Below are 18,144 nucleotides of genomic sequence, written 5' to 3' on the forward strand. Positions count from 1 at the left end.
ACTTGTTAATGACTCAATGTAATATGTAATTCAAAAAGCGCCTAGGAATTTACCATTAAACAGTTTATCCTAAGCACTTTTTTGTAGTTTATTATCAAGAATTTTTATCTTAAAGCATCTCTATATCCTATATTATTCCAATTCCCGAAAGCAATACTAAGGCTATGATTATAGGAATTACAAATCTACACAAGAATATCCACGCATTGAATAGTGAAAATTTAACTGTACCATTATTGGTAACCTCTGTTTTCACCTTATCCCTATCCCAGAACCAACCTACAAATAAGGTGATGAATATACCACCTAGCGGCAACAATACATTATTGGCAATCCAATCTAATAAACTGAATATGTTCATGCCTTTAACGGTATATTTTGACCATATTCCCATGGATAGGGAAGATGCAATACAAATTGCAAACAATATTATGCTGGTAATTACAACAGCTCTTTTCCTGTCCCAGTTCCTATTATCTATTAGATAAGACACCACAACTTCCAATAAAGAAATAGAAGAAGTTAAAGCAGCCAGTGTAACCATTGAAAAGAATATAATTCCAAATATCCTTCCAATTACAGGCCCCATAGTAGCAAAAATTGCAGGAACGGTTACAAACACAAGCCCAGGTCCTGAGCCTAAATCAAATCCGAAGGATACGGTAGCAGGGATTATAACAACTCCAGCTAATAATGCTACCAAAGTATCTAATATAGGCACTACAGTTGCATTTTCAACTAAATTTTCATTCTTACCCAAATAGCTGGCGTACGTAATCATACAGCCCATACCTAAGCTTAAGGAGAAAAAGGCTTGCCCTAATGCTGCCATCATTACCTCTCCCGATATCTTAGAAAAATCAGGGACAAACAGATATTTTAAGCCTTCCATGGCATTAGGTAATGTTAAGGAACGAATAACCAGTATAATTAATAGTCCGAAAAGCATAGGCAACATAACTTTTGAAGCATTTTCAATACCTGTACTTATTCCCTTTGCAACAATCACGATGTTGACAATCATATAAACCGCAGTCCAGAATATTGGAGAACCAACACCCTTTGTTAATGAATCGAATATCTCTCCCATTATTACTGCATCGGTGGAAAACTCGCCTAATATTATTTTAAACACATAAGCTACCGACCATCCACCTACCACAGGATAATATCCCATGATTATAAAAGCAGCTAGTACTCCCATTACTCCAACGAAGGTAAATCTTTTATCCAATTCTTTGAAGGCGTCTACTGATGATAATTGAGTATGTCTACCAATTATAAACTCAGCAAGCATAAGTCCAAAACCTAACACTACTACACAAACTAAATAGAATAGCACGAAGACTCCTCCACCATTTTTACCTGCTAAAAATGGAAATCTCCAGATATTACCCAAACCTACAGCAGATCCAGTAGCAGCTAGTATAAAGCCAATCTTTGAAACAAATTGATCCCTGTGTGAAGCTTTAGGTTCTTGCATAATTTCCCTCCTTTAACAATCATATTATTTGATGCTCATCATACTATTGCCCCTATGCCTCTTACTATAGTTATATTCTCCCTCCTTTCTAATACTTGTTAACATTATCACCATTTAATAATCCTTTATAAAAAGGGTTTGTATAGTAATATCACAATTTTTTTCATTTGTCAATAGATTGTTAATATTCTGATAACTTGTTCTGCTATCCCCTTATTTTATACTTAATCTCTACAATTTACAAAAAATAACTATAGTTACATAGAACCATTTAAAAATTAACTATATTGTAACTACCTAATAAAAGAAATATATGGTAGAATTATATTGTTAAACTTGGCTCAGGGGGGTGTATCAATAGTTGGAGGATTTAATTGTACTAAAAAACCTTATAAAAATCTACAAAATGGGTGAAGAAAAAATTTATGCTTTAAGGGGTATAGATTTGACAATAAAAAAGGAAGAGTTTGTATGTTTATTGGGAACTTCTGGCTCCGGTAAAAGCACCCTATTAAATATGATGGCAGGATTGGAAAAGCCTACTAAAGGAGAGATAATAATAGGAAAGCACCATATCGAAAAGATGAATGAGAAGGAATTAGCTAAGTTTAGGCAATTAAATATTGGCTTCGTATTCCAGTCCTATAATTTAATTCCTACTCTATCAGCTTTAGAAAATGTAAGCCTAGGCCTTACTTTCAGAGGAGTTCCAAAAAAACTTAGGGATAAGATGGCAAAGGATATGCTTGAGGCTGTAGGATTAGGTAATAGATTAAATCACAAACCGTCAGAGATGAGTGGAGGCCAACAGCAAAGGGTTAGTATTGCTAGGGCCTTTGTAGGAAAACCTAAGATTGTATTTGCCGATGAACCTACAGGCAACTTAGATACTAAAACCACCATAGAGGTAATGGATTTAATGACTAATATGGCAAAGGAAAATAAGCAAACCTTAATAATAGTTACCCATGATGTAGAAATTGCACCATATGGTCATCGAGTAATCCATTTAAGGGATGGCAGAATTGAAAAAATAATTGAAAATCAACTAAAGGGGGATCAAGTCAAATGCGAAAATTAATTAGTATAGTTTTAATTTTATTGATGCTCATACAAACACCTATTTGGGGAATAGCAGAAGGAAATTCAAGCAAGGAGCAAACAACCAAAATATCAACTGAAACTCATATTAATGATCAAAATGGCAACAACAATGGAAACAATGACAACAAGGATAACAACGAAGAAGATATTACTACTAGTGAAGAGAATCCAGAAGACAGTAATGTAAGTATAATAATAACAGATGTTGACTCAGGTGAAACTACAATTCGTCCAAATAATACTTTCACGCTAAAAATCGCCTTAAAAGTTTATCCAGAAACAACAGAAAAAATTCCTATATACGTTCAGCTAGAAAAGTCCGATTCCTTTTCTCCAGTAGGAACAGGGTCCAGAAAAAAAGCTGTTCCTGATAAAAGTATATACACCGTAACCTTCGATAAAATCTACTACAACGGTGGTGATAATACTACCATACCTATAACCATATCTTATGATCTCAACGGAAAAACAAGGTCTATTTCCGATTATATAAGCATTACCAATATAAGTCCTTCTAAGGAAGAGGATAAAAAAACAGAAGGAGATCCTAATATAACTATTGTAAGCTCTAAAACCATAAGCGGCCAAGCTGGTGAATCCCTATATGTGCCAATAACGATTAAAAACTCCAGTGATAGCTGGGCTCGAAATATAACTGTAACTGCTGAAATAGAAGGAGGCTCCCCTATAGCTCTTAGAGGATCAGGGCACGAGGATATATACTATTTAAGGGGAGGAAAAACTGAAGATATTCAATTCAGGGTAGACATAGATGAATATGCAGAAAGTAAAACCTACCCAATTAAAATCAACTTTCAATTTTATAACTCTGATGGAAAGTCCTATACTGGCTCAGATACCGTTTATATTAAAGTCGAAAATAAGAATAAAAAGCCTTTAATATCCATTAACAAAATAGATATAAAACCAGAGGTATCCGAAGCTGATAAACCTACCAAAGTAGGATTTCAATTAATTAATAACGGTACATTAGAAGCAAGGGATATTAAAATATCCTTAGGCGGCATAGGAAACGATACTTTTACCATAGCTTCTGGTTTAAATAGCAGGTATATAGATAGAATATCCGGTGGAAAAACAGCCTATGTTGAATTTGAAATAATCCCTTCAATTAAATTGCCAGGAGGTAGTCACGGATTAGATTTAGTTCTAAACTATAAAGATGGTACTGGACAGAGTTATGAAGATTCTAGTAAGTTTTTCGTCAATGTAGCTTCTAATAAGGGAAGGGGCTCTAACTTGATCATAGAAAATCTCATATATCCTGATGGAGCAGTCGGGCATAATAAAGATGTTAATATAGGATTTACTCTAAAAAATGTGGGTAAAATGGATGCAAAAAATATTAAAGTTTCAGTAGAAAGTTCTGATCAAGCTGCTATCGTTCCAAAAACTGTAAGCATTAAGAAAATCGAATCTCTAGCCCCTAATCAATCTGAAAGATTAAGCTTTATATTCTTAACTACTAAGGATGGGGAAACAAGAAATTATCCAATCAATATTACAGTAGAATATGAAGATGATTTAACAGAAGGACAAGAAAAACACACCTTAACCCAGTACGTTGGAGTTTACATAGTAAAACCTGGGGATGATATAAAGACCACACCAAAACTTATAATAGATAAATATAGCTTTGAACCTAATCTTGTAAGAGCTGGAGAAAATTTTACCATGAGTTTATCCTTTTTCAACACCAATAGTCAAAAAGCTGTACGCAATATAAAGATATTCTTAACAGCCGAAGAAAAAACAGACCCAAATAGCCAAAGTAGTGGAGGAAATGTATTTACACCTGTCGGCAGCAGCAATACCTTTTATATAGATAGCATCCCTCCTAAGGGACGAGTAGAAAAAGTTATTACCATGTTTACAGTACCGGATGCCAAGGCTAAAACCCATACCGTTACTGCTAATTTTGAGTATGAAGATAGTGATGGTACTCAATATACAGCTACTGAACTAATTGGAGTACCTGTAGTCCAACAATCCAAGTTGGAAATTGGAGAGATATCTCTGCCATCTGAAGCTTTTGTGGGAGAGGCAATTCCTATTTCCGTTGAATTTTACAATACTGGAAAAGTTACTCTATATAATATGATGGTAAAATTGGAAGGAAATTTTCAAACAGAAGATAGCAGATATTATATAGGTAATTTTGAAATGGGTACTTCTGATTATTTTGAAGGCACCATAATTCCAGAAGAAACAGGCGAACTAACCGGATATTTAGTATTTACTTATGAGGACAGCTCCGGGGAAGTTGTTGAAATTAGAGAAGAGTTTACATTAAACGTAATGGAGGCTATGCCTATGGATGAATCCCTAGAAGATATGGCCCCTGAAGAAGAATCAAAAGGATTTAAGGGAATATGGATAGCTTTAATATTGATTGCAGCCAGCATTGGTGGATTCATATTCTACAAAAAAAAGAAAGAGAAAGGTATGGCTTTAGATGAGTAGTTTAGACTTAATCCGAATGGGAATTAAAAACCTTTGGAGAAGAAAACTAAGAACCTTCCTCACCATATTAGGAGTTATCATCGGTACCAGCTCCATAGTAGTAATGCTGTCTTTGGGATTTGGTATGCAAGAAGCCTTTAAGGGGCAATTGGCTAGGATGGGTAGTTTAAATACCATAAACGTTTATAAAAGGGATTCTTTTGACTTTAGAGGAACAGATTCTAACAGAAACAAAAAAGAAGGTAAGTTAGACGATAAGGCCATTGCCAATTTCAAAAATATACCCCATGTAACTGCAGTAACTCCTATAATAGAAACCTATGGAACATTAAAATGTGGCAAATACACTGCCTATACCTCCATTAAGGGTATAGACCCAGAAGCTATGGCATATTTCGATTTTAAAACTGCAGAAGGTCGACTTTTGCAGCCAGGAGACAATCTTCATGTGGTATTTGGTGGAGGAATGAAATATAATTTTTATGATGAAAAAGCTATGAGTAGAGGAAGATATAAACAACCAGAGATTGATCTTATGAATGATAGGATGGTACTGACTTTCGATACGGACTCTGGCTATATTTCATTCCCTGATGGAAACAGTAACCGTACTAAGAATAAGGAGTATAACATAAAGGCAGTTGGAGTTTTAGAGGAAGGAAATTTTGAAACGGATTGGGGGATTTACCTCCCAATCGAAACGGTTAAAAAGCTAGTTAAAGAAAAAGAAAAGGTTGAAAACAATGCTAAACAAGGTAAAAAAGCAAAACAGGAATATGAAAGGATCATGATTAGAGTTGATGATATAAAATATGTTGAAGAAATACAGGGAAAAATAAAAAATGAAGGTTATGAGGCCTACAGCTTAAATGATATGCTAGAAGAACTAAATAAAATTACTGGAATAATTCAGGCAGTTCTAGGAGGTATTGGAGCAGTATCTTTACTTGTTGCAGCCATAGGAATTACAAACACCATGGTCATGTCCATCTATGAAAGGACTAAGGAGATTGGAATAATGAAGGTAATAGGAGCTTCCTTAAAGGATATTAAAAAGCTATTCCTATTTGAGTCTGCCATTATAGGCTTATTGGGAGGAGCTATGGGAATAATATTTAGCTTTCTACTATCCTTTATAGTCAACAGATTTAGTATGCAATTTAGCAATTTCCTAGGGCTAATGGAAGAAACCAATATAAGCATCATACCCATATGGTTAATATTTGCTGCCTTAGGCTTCTCCACTTTAATCGGTTTGATATCCGGCTATTATCCCGCTAGACGGGCTATGAACCTCTCAGCCTTGGAAGCTATAAGAACAGAATAAAAAAACAAAAAATAAGACGGAATTCCGTCTTATTTTTTGTTTTCTACTTCAATGATCATTATCTCATCGCTTTCTAAATTCAATTTCACGTAGTCCTCTAATCTCAAATCGTATATTGTTCTTATTTCCCCGTCCTTTTTTATTAGGACCTTAGAAGAAACATGATAATCTTTAATCTCTTCCTTATGGTTCAATATGGTTAATTTAGGGGTTCGAGAAATAAATACTTCCTTAATATACCCTTCGTCTGTTCCCGGAACGGATTCAGCTTCTATGGATTCTAATTCTTCATTAGCTATGGATAATACCACCCTATCTCCCCTTCTCAAATCCTCTAAAGAAACTCCATTAAAATTCCTGTTAATAATTAGACCTTTTCCTGCCAAATACTCATGGACAGATCCATCTTCTCTTTCCACCGATATTATATTCTCATCAAGATTAATGTCTTTGATTATACCTTCTACTTTCCCATCTCTGCTTTCACCAATGACGGTTAGAGCTATGTTATCAAAAACTTCAACTTTTACCCAATCGCCTTCTTTAATGCTAAATAAATAAGCTGTCCTCCCATTTAATCTTATATGGGTGTTGTCTAGGATATTAAAAGCCTTAGTAACGCCTTCCGCAGAGGTCACAAAAATGGAAGAGGTAAAACTTCCAAAGTTTATTTTACTTATAGTTCCAGTGAAAATGTCTAAATCCTTATCTACAGTTAAGGATTTTATAATATTTCCCTCGTCTACTGTAACCCTAACGGTCATTCCCTCTTCTATATCATAAATACTTCTTTCGTTACCGCCTATGATTATTTTAGCATCCTTAGCTAATTGGTAAGAATCCACTCTATGTCCATGGTCTATAATAAGAAATTTGTCAATCTTTCCAGTAATAATTCCAGTTAATCCTTTTTTATCATCTATAATTTCCCCTGCATTTACCCTCTCAGGTTCCTTTTCATTAGCCTTTGGGGGAGTTATAGAATTCTCATGTAATTGAGTATAAGATAAATATAGCATTTTAGCTAATACAGCTCTAGTAACAGGCTGATTGGGATTAAAATTACCAGTTTCATCCCCTTTAGCATCTAATATGCCCTTATCAATTAAGAACTTGATATAGGGCCTAGTCCTTTCCGGGATAAGGTCTGTATCATTGTATAAAAGTGCATATACCCCCTCTTCCCTTTCCTCCATTCCCAATGCTATGGCAAAGTATTTAGATATCTCAGCCTTTGTAGCTTCCCTTAATTCTCCTTTACTAAATAGATTATTATTAACATAGGCTTCCGTTATCAAATCTTCAGATAAAGCAATGGCTATTGCATTTTCCCTTTCCTCGGATAGATCAAATCTATTCAATACGTGAGCATATTCATTCCGCTTCTTTTCAATTTCTTCTTCAGTAAAATTAAAAAGTCTTGTTATATATACCAGCGCATCGGCAGTATTAACTATCTGATTAGGCCTAAAGGTAGCATCTTCATAGCCATCCATGAGACCTATATCAACCAACTTTTCCACATATTCATAAGCCCAATGGGTTTCAACCATATCAGTAAACATGCTAGCTCCATAAGCTGAAAAAACACTTAAACTGAATAATATTACAACAAACAAAATGGTTATTCTTCGGTACTTTTGACTTGTCAAAATACCTCCCCCTTTGTCAATATAAAATGCCATCCAGTTATAATATTCTACAAACTTTGTTAATCTCCTTTATTTATTTTTCTTTTCTTTAGCAGCTCTTATAAAATCTTTGAATAGAGGATGGGATCGAGTGGGCCTAGATTTAAACTCTGGATGGAATTGTACTCCTACAAACCAAGGATGGTCCTTTAACTCCACTATTTCAACCAATCTTCCATCAGGTGAAATTCCACTTATTATTAGTCCTTTTTCTTCTAATCTGTCTCTAAAAAGGTTATTAAATTCATATTTATGCCTATGTCTCTCATATATTATTTCCTCTTGATAGATTTCCTTAACTTTTGAACCTTCAACTAGTTTACATGGGTATAACCCCAATCTCATGCTGCCATTAGTAAGTTCTATATCTTTTTGCTCAGGCATTAGGTCTATAACTGGATAAGGGGTATTTGGATCTATTTCAGTCGAATGGGCATCTTTAAGTCCAATTACATTCCTAGCAAATTCAATTACTGCCAATTGCATTCCCAAACTTAATCCAAAGAAGGGTATATTATTCTCCCTAGCATATTTAACAGTAGAAATCTTTCCATCTATTCCCCTATCACCAAATCCTCCAGGAACTATTATACCATGAACACCTTCAAGTAGTTCCCTTACATTGCTATCATTTACATCTTCTGCCTGTATCCATTTAATGTCTACATCTACATCATTAAATATGCCCGCATGTTTTAAGGATTCTGCTACCGATAAATATGCGTCCTTCAGCTCCACATATTTACCAACCAAAGCTATGGTTACTTTTTCCTTTAAGGATTTGATCCTATTCACTATATCATTCCACTCGGTTAAATCCAACTCACCACATTTTAAATTAAGATGGTCAATTACCAATTGAGAAAGTCCTTGTTTTTCTAACATTAATGGTATCTCGTATAGGGTTTCCGCATCTAAATTTTCAATAACTTCTGAGGGGTCTAAATCGCAGAAGAGGGCAATTTTTCTCTTTAAATCTTGGGATAAAGGTTGTTCCGTTCTACAAATCAAAACATCTGGCTGTATACCTATACTCCTTAATTCCTTAACGCTATGTTGGGTTGGTTTGGTCTTTAACTCCCCTGCTGAAGAAAGGTAAGGAACTAAGGTTACATGAATATACATTACATTATCCTTTCCTACATCATATTTTATCTGCCTAATGGCTTCTAAAAATGGTAAAGACTCAATATCTCCTACAGTACCTCCTATTTCAGTTATTACCACATCTACTTCCCTATCTCTAGTAACCCTTTTTATCCTATCCTTGATTTCGTTGGTAATATGGGGGATGACCTGTACAGTTTTTCCGTCGTATTCTCCCTTTCTCTCCTTATTTAAAACAGCCCAATAGATCTTTCCTGTAGTTACATTGCTATATTTATTCAGGTTGATGTCGATGAACCTTTCATAGTGGCCTAAATCCAAATCCGTTTCTGCTCCATCATCAGTTACAAATACCTCACCATGTTGATAAGGACTCATTTCACCTGGGTCTACATTAATATAAGGATCAAATTTTTGAATGGTTACTTTAAGACCTCTACTTTTTAACAATTGCCCTAAACTAGCAGCAGTAATTCCTTTACCTAAGGAAGACACTACTCCTCCCGTAATGAATATATACTTAGTAGGCATTTCAAAAACCTCCCCAAATTTTATAACTATAGTATTTTATACCATCATACCTAATCTGTCAATTACTTGATTAATCTATTTTCTATTATACACCAATCTATTGTAATTATAATGTAATATTTATAGCCATCTAAATGGTGTATAATGTATAGTAGAATAACTATGAAGGGAGAGTTAATGATGAAGAGAATATACTCACTAGTTCTAGCATTAATTATGATATTTTCAAATGTTTCTTTCATATACAGTACAAATGATGAAGAGGTTTTTTATAATCAAGCAGGACAAATATTGAAAAGCATAGGAGTGTTGAAAGGTTCGGAAACAGGCGATCTAATGCTAGATCAAAATCTTAAAAGAGAGGATATGGTAGTCCTCATAAGCAGATTATATAATGAAGAAGATATTGCAAAAAAATATCCAGTAAAGAATACTTTTTCCGATGTTAAAAGTTCTTATTATAAACCCTTTATCTCATGGGCAGTGGACAAGGGCCTAATCATAGGAATTGGAGAGAATAAATTTGGATTTAATCAACCGATAAAAGTCCAGCAATTTCAAACATTACTTTTAAGGGTACTTCGTCGTGCAGATGAGGCAAAAGACTATACTCAAGTTCCAGAAATAGCCAAAGAGTTGAAGTTGATGGAAGGAATTTCAGTTGAACCTACTGCTAATCTAAAAAGAGGGGTAATGGCAGCTATGACCCTCAATGCATTAAGGCAATATCCAAAAGGTTCTTCTAATACATTAGCCCAGGAGCTAAACTTAAACATACCAGATGTATTCGAGGTAACGTCTATTCATACGCTCGACAAGAACAATATAAAATTTGAGGGGGTTGCAAAAGGGACTAATGTTTTAAAGCTCCATTTAAAGCCCCTTTCTTCAAGCATTACTTCTGGCGAGGAATATTATAATATCCCTTTAGAAGAGGATGGGCGGTTTTCTTATATAGTAGAAAATTTACAACCTGGGAAATATGAATATAAATTTTTGAGTAATGAATTAAACACTAAAGTCCAAACTTTTACAATTGAAGAACTCCCTTTTGAGCTAAATAATATAAAATCAGATAATTTAAAAGAGATAAAAATCAATTTTACCGCACCAGTAGATAAGGCTTCCAGCCTATTTGCAAGTAAATACATTACTAATGCAGGAACTATAAAATCCGTTAGGCTAGCCGAAAACGATACAACTGTAATACTTACTCTTAATGAAACTATGAAAAATCAAAGTACATATAGAATCTCCATAAATAAGATTAAATCAGCAAAAGGCGAAGAATTAAGTATAAAGGATAGGGAATTTACTGTAATTGATAAAGATATGCCGAAAATATTAGATGTAAGTCAACTGGGTAATAAGGGCATAAAAATCCATATGTCAGAGCCAATTAAAAATCCCAAATCATCCAATTTTAAAATAGATGGCAAAGCTGTTTCTGCTCAGGTAGAAACAGAAAACGATATAATCATATTAAGATTTTACTCCTCTCGCTATGCTTTAGAAGAAGGAAGACATATTTTAAGCATATCGGGATTAATTGATTATGCAGGATTTGAGGGATTAGACCAAAATTTTCCCTTTGATATTATAGAGGATGAAAATCCACCTAAAGTAATTAATGCTTATGCCACAATGGATGAAGTAGTGATCCAATTCGATGAAGATATAGACCCCGATTCCATCTCAAGGAACAGCTTTTATTGGGAATCAGGTTCACGAAAAAAATATCCCAGCAGCGTAAAAGTTTCAGGAGATCAAGTCATTTTAGATTATTCAAAAGACAATCTACCTAGTTACGAAATTACGTTGTATTTAGATAATGTGGCGGATTACTCCGATAATAAGTTGAGAAATTGGAAAATAAATGTTAAACCTGAGGTAGATGATAGTCAACCTGAAGTGGTTAAATTAACCATATCTCAGGATGGAAAGACAATTACTGTATATTTTAGCAAAAACGTAGATGGAGGAAATAGAAACTATTATAATATCAAAGATGAAAAAGGCAATAGAGTATTTGTTAGCAGCGTAGAGGGATCTGGTAGAGAATATAAGATACATTTGACTAATCACTTGCCCATAGGGTATAGTACCATTTCTATGGATGGAATAAGGGATACCACTCCTTTAAGAAATCCCATAGTGCCTTTTGAAGAAACTATATATATAGAAGATGTGGAAGCCCCTAAAATTGAAAGCTATTCAGCAAAGGGAAATGAGATAATAATCATATTCAACAAGGATATGGATTTATCCACTGTAGAAAATAGAGAAAATTATTTAATCCGATTTGATAATGAATATGCTTATCTTCCTGAAGAAACTGAATTTATGTCTATAAATGATGGTAGAGTATATAAAATCATATTACCCGAAAGAATTGATGGTAAAAGGATAAACATAGGCAGAGACAAAAATATCACCGAATTGGAAATTAGAAGTTTAAAATCTAGCAGTGGAATATTAATGGAACCAACAAGGCTCAAATTCGACGGACAAAATCAAGGCCAAGCTATCGTTCAAGAAGCTAAGCTTATTGAACCAGATAAAATACTAGTAATATTTGATCAACCAATCTTTTATGCATCTGAAAGGGATTTTTCAATTTCTGGACACAGTATTTATGAAGTTATATGTGATGGCACTAAAGAGGTTTCTATAATCTTACTGGATAGATCTCAAACTACTATTGATGGAAAACTATCTATTAGGGATAGAAATTCAATAGAAACCATTTTAGGAACCAATGCCAAAGCCACTTCCATAGAAGTCAAGGATAAGGTAAAGCCCCTTATTAATTCAAGAAGGGATTGGCTCGACACTAGCGGCAATACAATCTACTTGCCCTTTACAGAAAAATTAGATAAGGAAATAGAAAAACTATTTAGAAACGATTTGATAATAGAGTCCATAGGCGAAGGAATACTTGATCAATCCGAGTATGAAACTTCATTAGACTCTGACGGAAAAACCATAAGGATTAAAATAAACGGAAAATTCAACTCTGATGGATATATTATAAGATTGGCAAAGGAACCAAAATATATAATGGATACTAGTGGCAACATAGTTGAATACGATAGATATGAATACTATACTAGATAAAATAGAGACTGGGTTTTTGTCCAGTCTCTATTTTATTTGACTTGTTCCTTTAATTCAACACATCTCTTAGCCAATATGACCATTGGATCGTAGTATTTTCTTTTTGGCTTTAACCTATCAACTAAAAGGGACAGTTCAGTACATCCAGCTATAATGGGAATATTCTCATCCTTAATATATCTATTAACAAAGGTTTCAAACTCTTCTAGGCTTATATCAAAATCTGAAGACTTTATTCTATATATCCATTGCATGATAACCTTTTTATCCTTTTGGCTAGGCTCTATTATATTTAAACCAAAAGATTTGAATGTGCTTTGGTAAATCTTGGACTCATAGGTTCCTTCCGTAGATAAAAGAAAACAATCTCCATTTTCCTCCTTATCTATTACAACGTGTCTAGCAGTTTCCTCTATCATGTTTAAAATTTGAACCTTAGTATATTTTATTAAATCCTCATAAAAAAAATGGGCTGTATTACAGGGTATGGCTATATAATCTACCCCCATGGATTCAAGCTTTACTACAGACCTTATCATTTCTAATCTAGGGTCCTCTCCCCTTCCCAGTATATATGCTGTCCTATCGGGAATATTTGTGTTGTTGTCGATTATAATATGCAAATGCTCTTGGTCCTTCTCTGCTTTTGTTAATTCTATAATATATTTAAAAAATTGGCAGGTAGCCATAGGCCCCATACCTCCTAATATTCCTAATATCACAATCTATCCCTCCTTAATAAAATCTCGCTCCTCATTTTAAAAATTATACCATTAATTTTTTACTTTTAAAATCCATTTTCACTTCAAGGAAAATGTTGGTATAACATAATAATAATATGATACCGGATACTTGGAAAGTCATACGTGATTATCAATAGGAGCTTTAACTATGGATGTAGAAATTATAAAAGCACACTTAAAATGATTTATCATTGCTTGATAAGATTCAAATAGAGTCTTTTAGGCCACTAATCCCGGTAATAAAAATTAGACCAAATAATAAGGAGATATAATCAGGATTTTACTACATATTGGCTAATTAAAAGCCGAGGCAAAATCGTAGGTAGAGTAAGGCTCATTAGTAAAGGAAATGGTTGTTATAGAATTAGTCCTATTTTTATACTTCCATCAGAACAAGGTAAAGGAATAGCTCAAAAACTGTTAAATTATTGAAGGATTATTGCAGTAATTTTAAAAAATGGGAGTTAGACACTATACTTCAAGAAGAAGGCCTTTGCTATTTATATGAAAAAATAGGTTATAGAAAACTGGTAAAATGGAAGAAAATAAGTTTACAATCAAGTCTACTAATAAATTTTAAGATATATGAAAAAAAAGAACATACTATATATAGTATGTTCTTTCTTCTGTTTTTGGATGTTTTTTGAAATTAAGTTTTGATAACAAACCTTATTTTTTATATTTCATTGAATAAATAATTGTATATTAGATTTGCTCCATCTTCTCTATTTAACTCCTGTTTAGGATTCAAATATCCATTGGATCCTTCAACTATTTTTAGACCATAGGCTATAGAAATATATCCTTTTAATCCTGGTGAAATATCTCCTGTATCCTTGAATATATCTTTATATATTTCAGTTAAATCTGCAATTTTATCGTATTTCAAGGCCCTTATAATATATTTTACAGCTTCTTCCTTTGTTACTATCCTTTCTGGTGCTTTCTCATCTTCTTTTACAATCCCTAATCCTACTAAAGAGGTATATAATTTATCTCTTGATTGATCTATTTCCACATAGGGGCTGTGCGCCTTTGCTAATAAGTATAGAAAATCTGCCTGTTTCATCTTCTCCTTAGGCTTAAACTTATCTCCGGATAATGCTATGCCATATTGAGCTAATATGTTAATCTTATCCTTGGCATAACTATTCTCTATATCTTTATATTTAATTATTTCCGGTTCCTTAAATGGCTCTCCCAGATAGTTTAATAAGGCTCCAGTGCTGGCATCTATAATGGATGGCTTATCGCTCTTTAAACCATAGACTAATATGGCTTCTTTATTATCCTTTATATCTTCTCCATGTGCGTTAGGGCTAAAATACTTCAGTTCTAAACCTATATCACCAAATAGGATATCATAGGCTTTATCTAAAGATATTACATTTTCCTGTGGTGGAAATTTCGTTGTAATCCAATCAATCCTGTATTCCCTTATATTTCCGCTGACCGCATCTACTGTAACCCATATTCCATCTTGTTCTACATAGGCATCATCAATTTTTCTTATGAATTGGAAACTGTACTGTCTTTGTTCTTCTAAGGGTCTATAGCCTTCATAATTTTTTCTAAGTTCAATTGATTCTATTTTATCTGGATTCATCTTCTTAATATATTCCTTAGCAATTTCTAAAGATTTTTCTTCGTTATATTGTACCTTTTTATTTGAATCTTCAGGACCAAACCTATAGAAGGATACCAATTCCCTAGTCTTTGCATCGATGCTTACACTAACATAGTAAGCATTTGAATCTGAACCTTTAGTAAAATCCAATTGCCAATTATAGCTATCCTCTGCTCTCCAATTTTTATAAAGGTTTACATAATTTAATTTATATTCTGAATCTAGTTCAAGTATTTCCCTACTAATCTTTTCAGCTTCTCCTTGGGAAATAAGCCCTGCAATACCCTCCACAGCTGCCTTCTCATCTGGACTTAGTTCTTCATTAGAAGTATATCCTCCTGCTCCCATATCTGCAGTCTTATCATAGAGAGGATAAAAATCGTATATGGAAGTTACCTCTCCATCCTTTGCATTAATGGCTAAGTTGGTATTTAATGGGCTATAGGTTAAAAATACATTTGGTTTGCCATCCTTATAACTTGTTTTATAAATTAAGTTTAAGCCTACCTTTTCCTTATATAATTCTTTAGCTTTTTCTAAAGTAATTAGATTCTTTACATCTGCAAATTTTAAATCCCTATCCCAATTTACATAATAATCCGTTACTTCACCAGTGGAACTATCGACGGAAATATCAATTCTATTATTATAATAAGGAATTCCATTTTCTATCCTTACAAAATAGTATCCATAGCTATTGGAATTGATGTTTAAGGGTTGGGAAATTTCTATATGTTTTATGCTATTTCCTAACTTAGGTGAAACCTTTTTAATGAAATCCATTGCTATGTTTAAACCTTCTTCCTTGCTTATCTTTGGCAGTTTAGGCCTTTGATCTTCATAAATTGGTTTCCACTTACCAAAACTTAAAACGGTTCCATCTACCGCTATTGAAACGTGTACATTGTCTAACTTCCCCTTGCTATCAGACCAGCTTAAATAGAATACTGTAGTTCCACTCCATGAACCCACACTATAGTCAAATTGATCGTATTCACTGCTAATGTTAAACAGTTTTCTACTCCTTAAAATGGCCTCTTCCAGTTGTTTATCATATGCTTCTTCTGCATAAGAGCTAAATGGAATAACGCCTAAAGCTAATACAAAAGTCAAAAATAAAGCTATTTTTCTCCTCATTAAAATTCCCCCTTCTCCTTAACCCAATAGGTTAATTTTCTTAACTATATTATAGTTTAAATGGGGGCAATAAAAGTTACAAACCATTTACGATTTGGGAAAATATTGTTATTGTCCATAGGTTTTGAATTTTTCAAGCATCAATCTCATCTCTTCTTCAGAAAGAATTACTGGCTCTCCAATGGATTTAGTCCTATAATATAGCTCTGCACAATATTCTATTTCTTCAGTTGTATTAAAAGCTTCTCCTAAATCCTTTCCTCCTGCTAACATTCCGTGGTTTGCTAATAATACAGCCTTTCTGTCCTTCATAGCTTCAAAAGCATTCTCCGCCAATTCCTTAGTTCCAAAGGTGGCATATTTTGCACATCTTACATCTAGCCCTGCTAAGGCCACCATATAGTGAACAGGAGGCAGATTCCAATTTAAACATGCTATAGTTGTGGCATAAATTGTATGGGTATGGATTATAGCATCAATATCAGTCCTTCTTTCATAGAATATCCTGTGGAGTTCCACTTCACTAGATGGCTTTTTATCCCCATCAATCTGTTCTCCTCTAATGTTCAATATGGCTACATTTTCGGGCTTGATTTCAAAATAATCAATTCCTGAAGGGCTTATGGCCATTAAACCCTTTTCCCTATTATAGATACTAAGATTCCCCCCAGTTCCTTTAGTCAAGCCAGAGGTTATTAGCTTTTTCCCATATTCTACGATCAATTTTCTTTCCTCTTCCATAAGCATATTATCAGTCCTCTCTATAGTAATTTTTTAGGTCATAAGGTGAGTAAATACCTTTATCCGTTACTACTCCACTTACAAACTCAGGAGGAGTAATATCGAATAGAGGGTAATATCCCTTAACTCCATCCATTGCTATCCTTCTACCTAGAACCTCCAGCACATAGTTGCCATCCCTTTCCTCAATTTCCACTGACGAAACCTTTTCTACTCCCTTATCTGGAGTTCCAGTAACAAAATAAGGAATACCGTAATAATGAGCAGCCATGGCTATTTGGAAGGTTCCAATCTTATTTACCACATATCCATCTAAAGAAATAACATCTGCAGCAGATGTAAAGAGGGATACTCCCTTTTTCTTCATCACATATGCAGGCATATTATCTGTTATTATGGTAACATCAAAACCTTGTTCATAGGCTACACTTGCAGTAAGCCTAGCCCCTTGAAAATAGGGTCTAGTTTCCGGGCATATTAGTTTTATATTTTTTCCCTTTATTTTAGCTTGTCTAAGCATTAGACCTACAACGGATTCTGCAAAGCATTGGGTCATAATACAACCCTCATCTGGAAACTGTTCTACAAGAGATTTAGCAATCTTATCCGTTCTTTTATATCTTTCATTTACCGTTTGTAAAGTATGATTAAATATAGCCTCATCAATTTTCCCTCCAGACTCTATTGCTTTTTCTGCTACTTTTAAACATTCATTTACTATTAATTCCATTCTCTTTGCTGTAGTAGGCCTGGCATGGGATAGGGTATAAGCTGCTTCCTTTAAATAATTCATTATTTCAACTTTAGGTCTATCTTTAACTTCATAGGCAGCTAAGGCCATACCCATTCCTGCTGCCATATAAGGACCTCCACTTTGGGTAACCATATCCTTAATAGCCTTTGCCACTTCCTTATGATTTTCGCATATTACAAACTCTACCTTAATAGGATAAACTCGCCTGTCCAATATTTTAACCTTTCCATCCTCATACCAGGCTATATTTTCATACCTAAGCATGAAAGCCAAATCCTTATCAAGTCGCTCCATCCTA

General features: G+C 34.0%; 12 protein-coding genes. 5 read left to right on the top strand and 7 right to left on the bottom strand.

Annotated elements, in window-relative coordinates; translation table 11 throughout:
- Positions 1–127: 127 nt before the first annotated feature.
- The gene (locus BLV68_RS01430) at positions 128–1,483 is read right to left on the bottom strand and encodes a sodium-dependent transporter (protein ID WP_234949799.1); all 1,356 of its coding nucleotides are present in this window, start codon (positions 1,481–1,483) and stop codon (positions 128–130) included.
- A 361-nt stretch (positions 1,484–1,844) separates the two neighbouring features.
- Between BLV68_RS01430 and BLV68_RS01435 the strand changes: the two genes are divergently transcribed.
- Genes BLV68_RS01435 through BLV68_RS01445 form a run of 3 tightly spaced genes read left to right on the top strand, consistent with a single transcriptional unit; the run spans position 1,845 to position 6,398 of the window.
- On the top strand, positions 1,845–2,564 hold the full coding sequence (locus BLV68_RS01435; RefSeq protein WP_093750123.1) for an ABC transporter ATP-binding protein: 720 nt from the start codon (positions 1,845–1,847) through the stop codon (positions 2,562–2,564).
- Positions 2,552–5,071, top strand: a complete 2,520-nt coding sequence (locus BLV68_RS01440; protein ID WP_093750125.1) for a COG1361 S-layer family protein — start codon at positions 2,552–2,554, stop codon at positions 5,069–5,071. The genes BLV68_RS01435 and BLV68_RS01440 overlap by 13 nt, the downstream gene beginning before the upstream one ends.
- Positions 5,064–6,398, top strand: a complete 1,335-nt coding sequence (locus tag BLV68_RS01445) for an ABC transporter permease (RefSeq protein WP_093750127.1) — start codon at positions 5,064–5,066, stop codon at positions 6,396–6,398. Before BLV68_RS01440 ends, BLV68_RS01445 begins: the two co-directional genes overlap by 8 nt.
- A gap of 29 nt (positions 6,399–6,427) precedes the next feature.
- On the opposite strand, the gene BLV68_RS01450 is transcribed toward BLV68_RS01445, so the two are convergent.
- Complete coding sequence (locus BLV68_RS01450; RefSeq protein ID WP_159428575.1) at positions 6,428–8,050, bottom strand: S-layer homology domain-containing protein; 1,623 nt, start codon at positions 8,048–8,050, stop codon at positions 6,428–6,430.
- A gap of 69 nt (positions 8,051–8,119) precedes the next feature.
- A complete protein-coding gene (locus BLV68_RS01455) occupies positions 8,120–9,727 on the bottom strand; it encodes a CTP synthase (protein ID WP_093750131.1) in 1,608 nt (535 codons plus the stop codon).
- A 180-nt stretch (positions 9,728–9,907) separates the two neighbouring features.
- Here BLV68_RS01455 and BLV68_RS01460 point away from each other — a divergent pair, with 180 nt between their 5' ends.
- Positions 9,908–12,844: an S-layer homology domain-containing protein gene (locus BLV68_RS01460; RefSeq protein WP_159428576.1), complete on the top strand. Its 2,937-nt coding sequence runs from the start codon at positions 9,908–9,910 to the stop codon at positions 12,842–12,844.
- A gap of 32 nt (positions 12,845–12,876) precedes the next feature.
- On the opposite strand, the gene cuyB is transcribed toward BLV68_RS01460, so the two are convergent.
- Positions 12,877–13,566 (bottom strand): cysteate racemase, encoded by a 690-nt coding sequence (gene cuyB, locus BLV68_RS01465; RefSeq protein ID WP_093750135.1) that lies wholly within the window; start codon positions 13,564–13,566, stop codon positions 12,877–12,879.
- 279 nt (positions 13,567–13,845) lie between these two features.
- On the opposite strand from cuyB, the gene BLV68_RS16210 reads away from it, so the two are divergent.
- The gene (locus BLV68_RS16210) at positions 13,846–14,019 is read left to right on the top strand and encodes a GNAT family N-acetyltransferase (protein WP_407702333.1); all 174 of its coding nucleotides are present in this window, start codon (positions 13,846–13,848) and stop codon (positions 14,017–14,019) included.
- Between the two features lie 244 nt (positions 14,020–14,263).
- On the opposite strand, the gene BLV68_RS01475 is transcribed toward BLV68_RS16210, so the two are convergent.
- The 3 genes from BLV68_RS01475 to BLV68_RS01485 form a co-directional block, all read right to left on the bottom strand.
- Positions 14,264–16,351 carry a YcdB/YcdC domain-containing protein gene (locus BLV68_RS01475; RefSeq protein WP_093750137.1) on the bottom strand — a complete coding sequence of 696 codons (2,088 nt, stop codon included), beginning with the start codon at positions 16,349–16,351 and terminating at the stop codon, positions 14,264–14,266.
- A gap of 108 nt (positions 16,352–16,459) precedes the next feature.
- Complete coding sequence (locus tag BLV68_RS01480; RefSeq protein WP_093750139.1) at positions 16,460–17,098, bottom strand: L-fuculose-phosphate aldolase; 639 nt, start codon at positions 17,096–17,098, stop codon at positions 16,460–16,462.
- Between the two features lie 4 nt (positions 17,099–17,102).
- Complete coding sequence (locus BLV68_RS01485; protein WP_093750141.1) at positions 17,103–18,140, bottom strand: S-methyl-5-thioribose-1-phosphate isomerase; 1,038 nt, start codon at positions 18,138–18,140, stop codon at positions 17,103–17,105.
- Between the last annotated feature and the right edge of the window lie 4 nt (positions 18,141–18,144).

Origin of the sequence: Tepidimicrobium xylanilyticum, from assembly GCF_900106765.1 — a bacterium.
Classification (GTDB): domain Bacteria; phylum Bacillota; class Clostridia; order Tissierellales; family Tepidimicrobiaceae; genus Tepidimicrobium; species Tepidimicrobium xylanilyticum.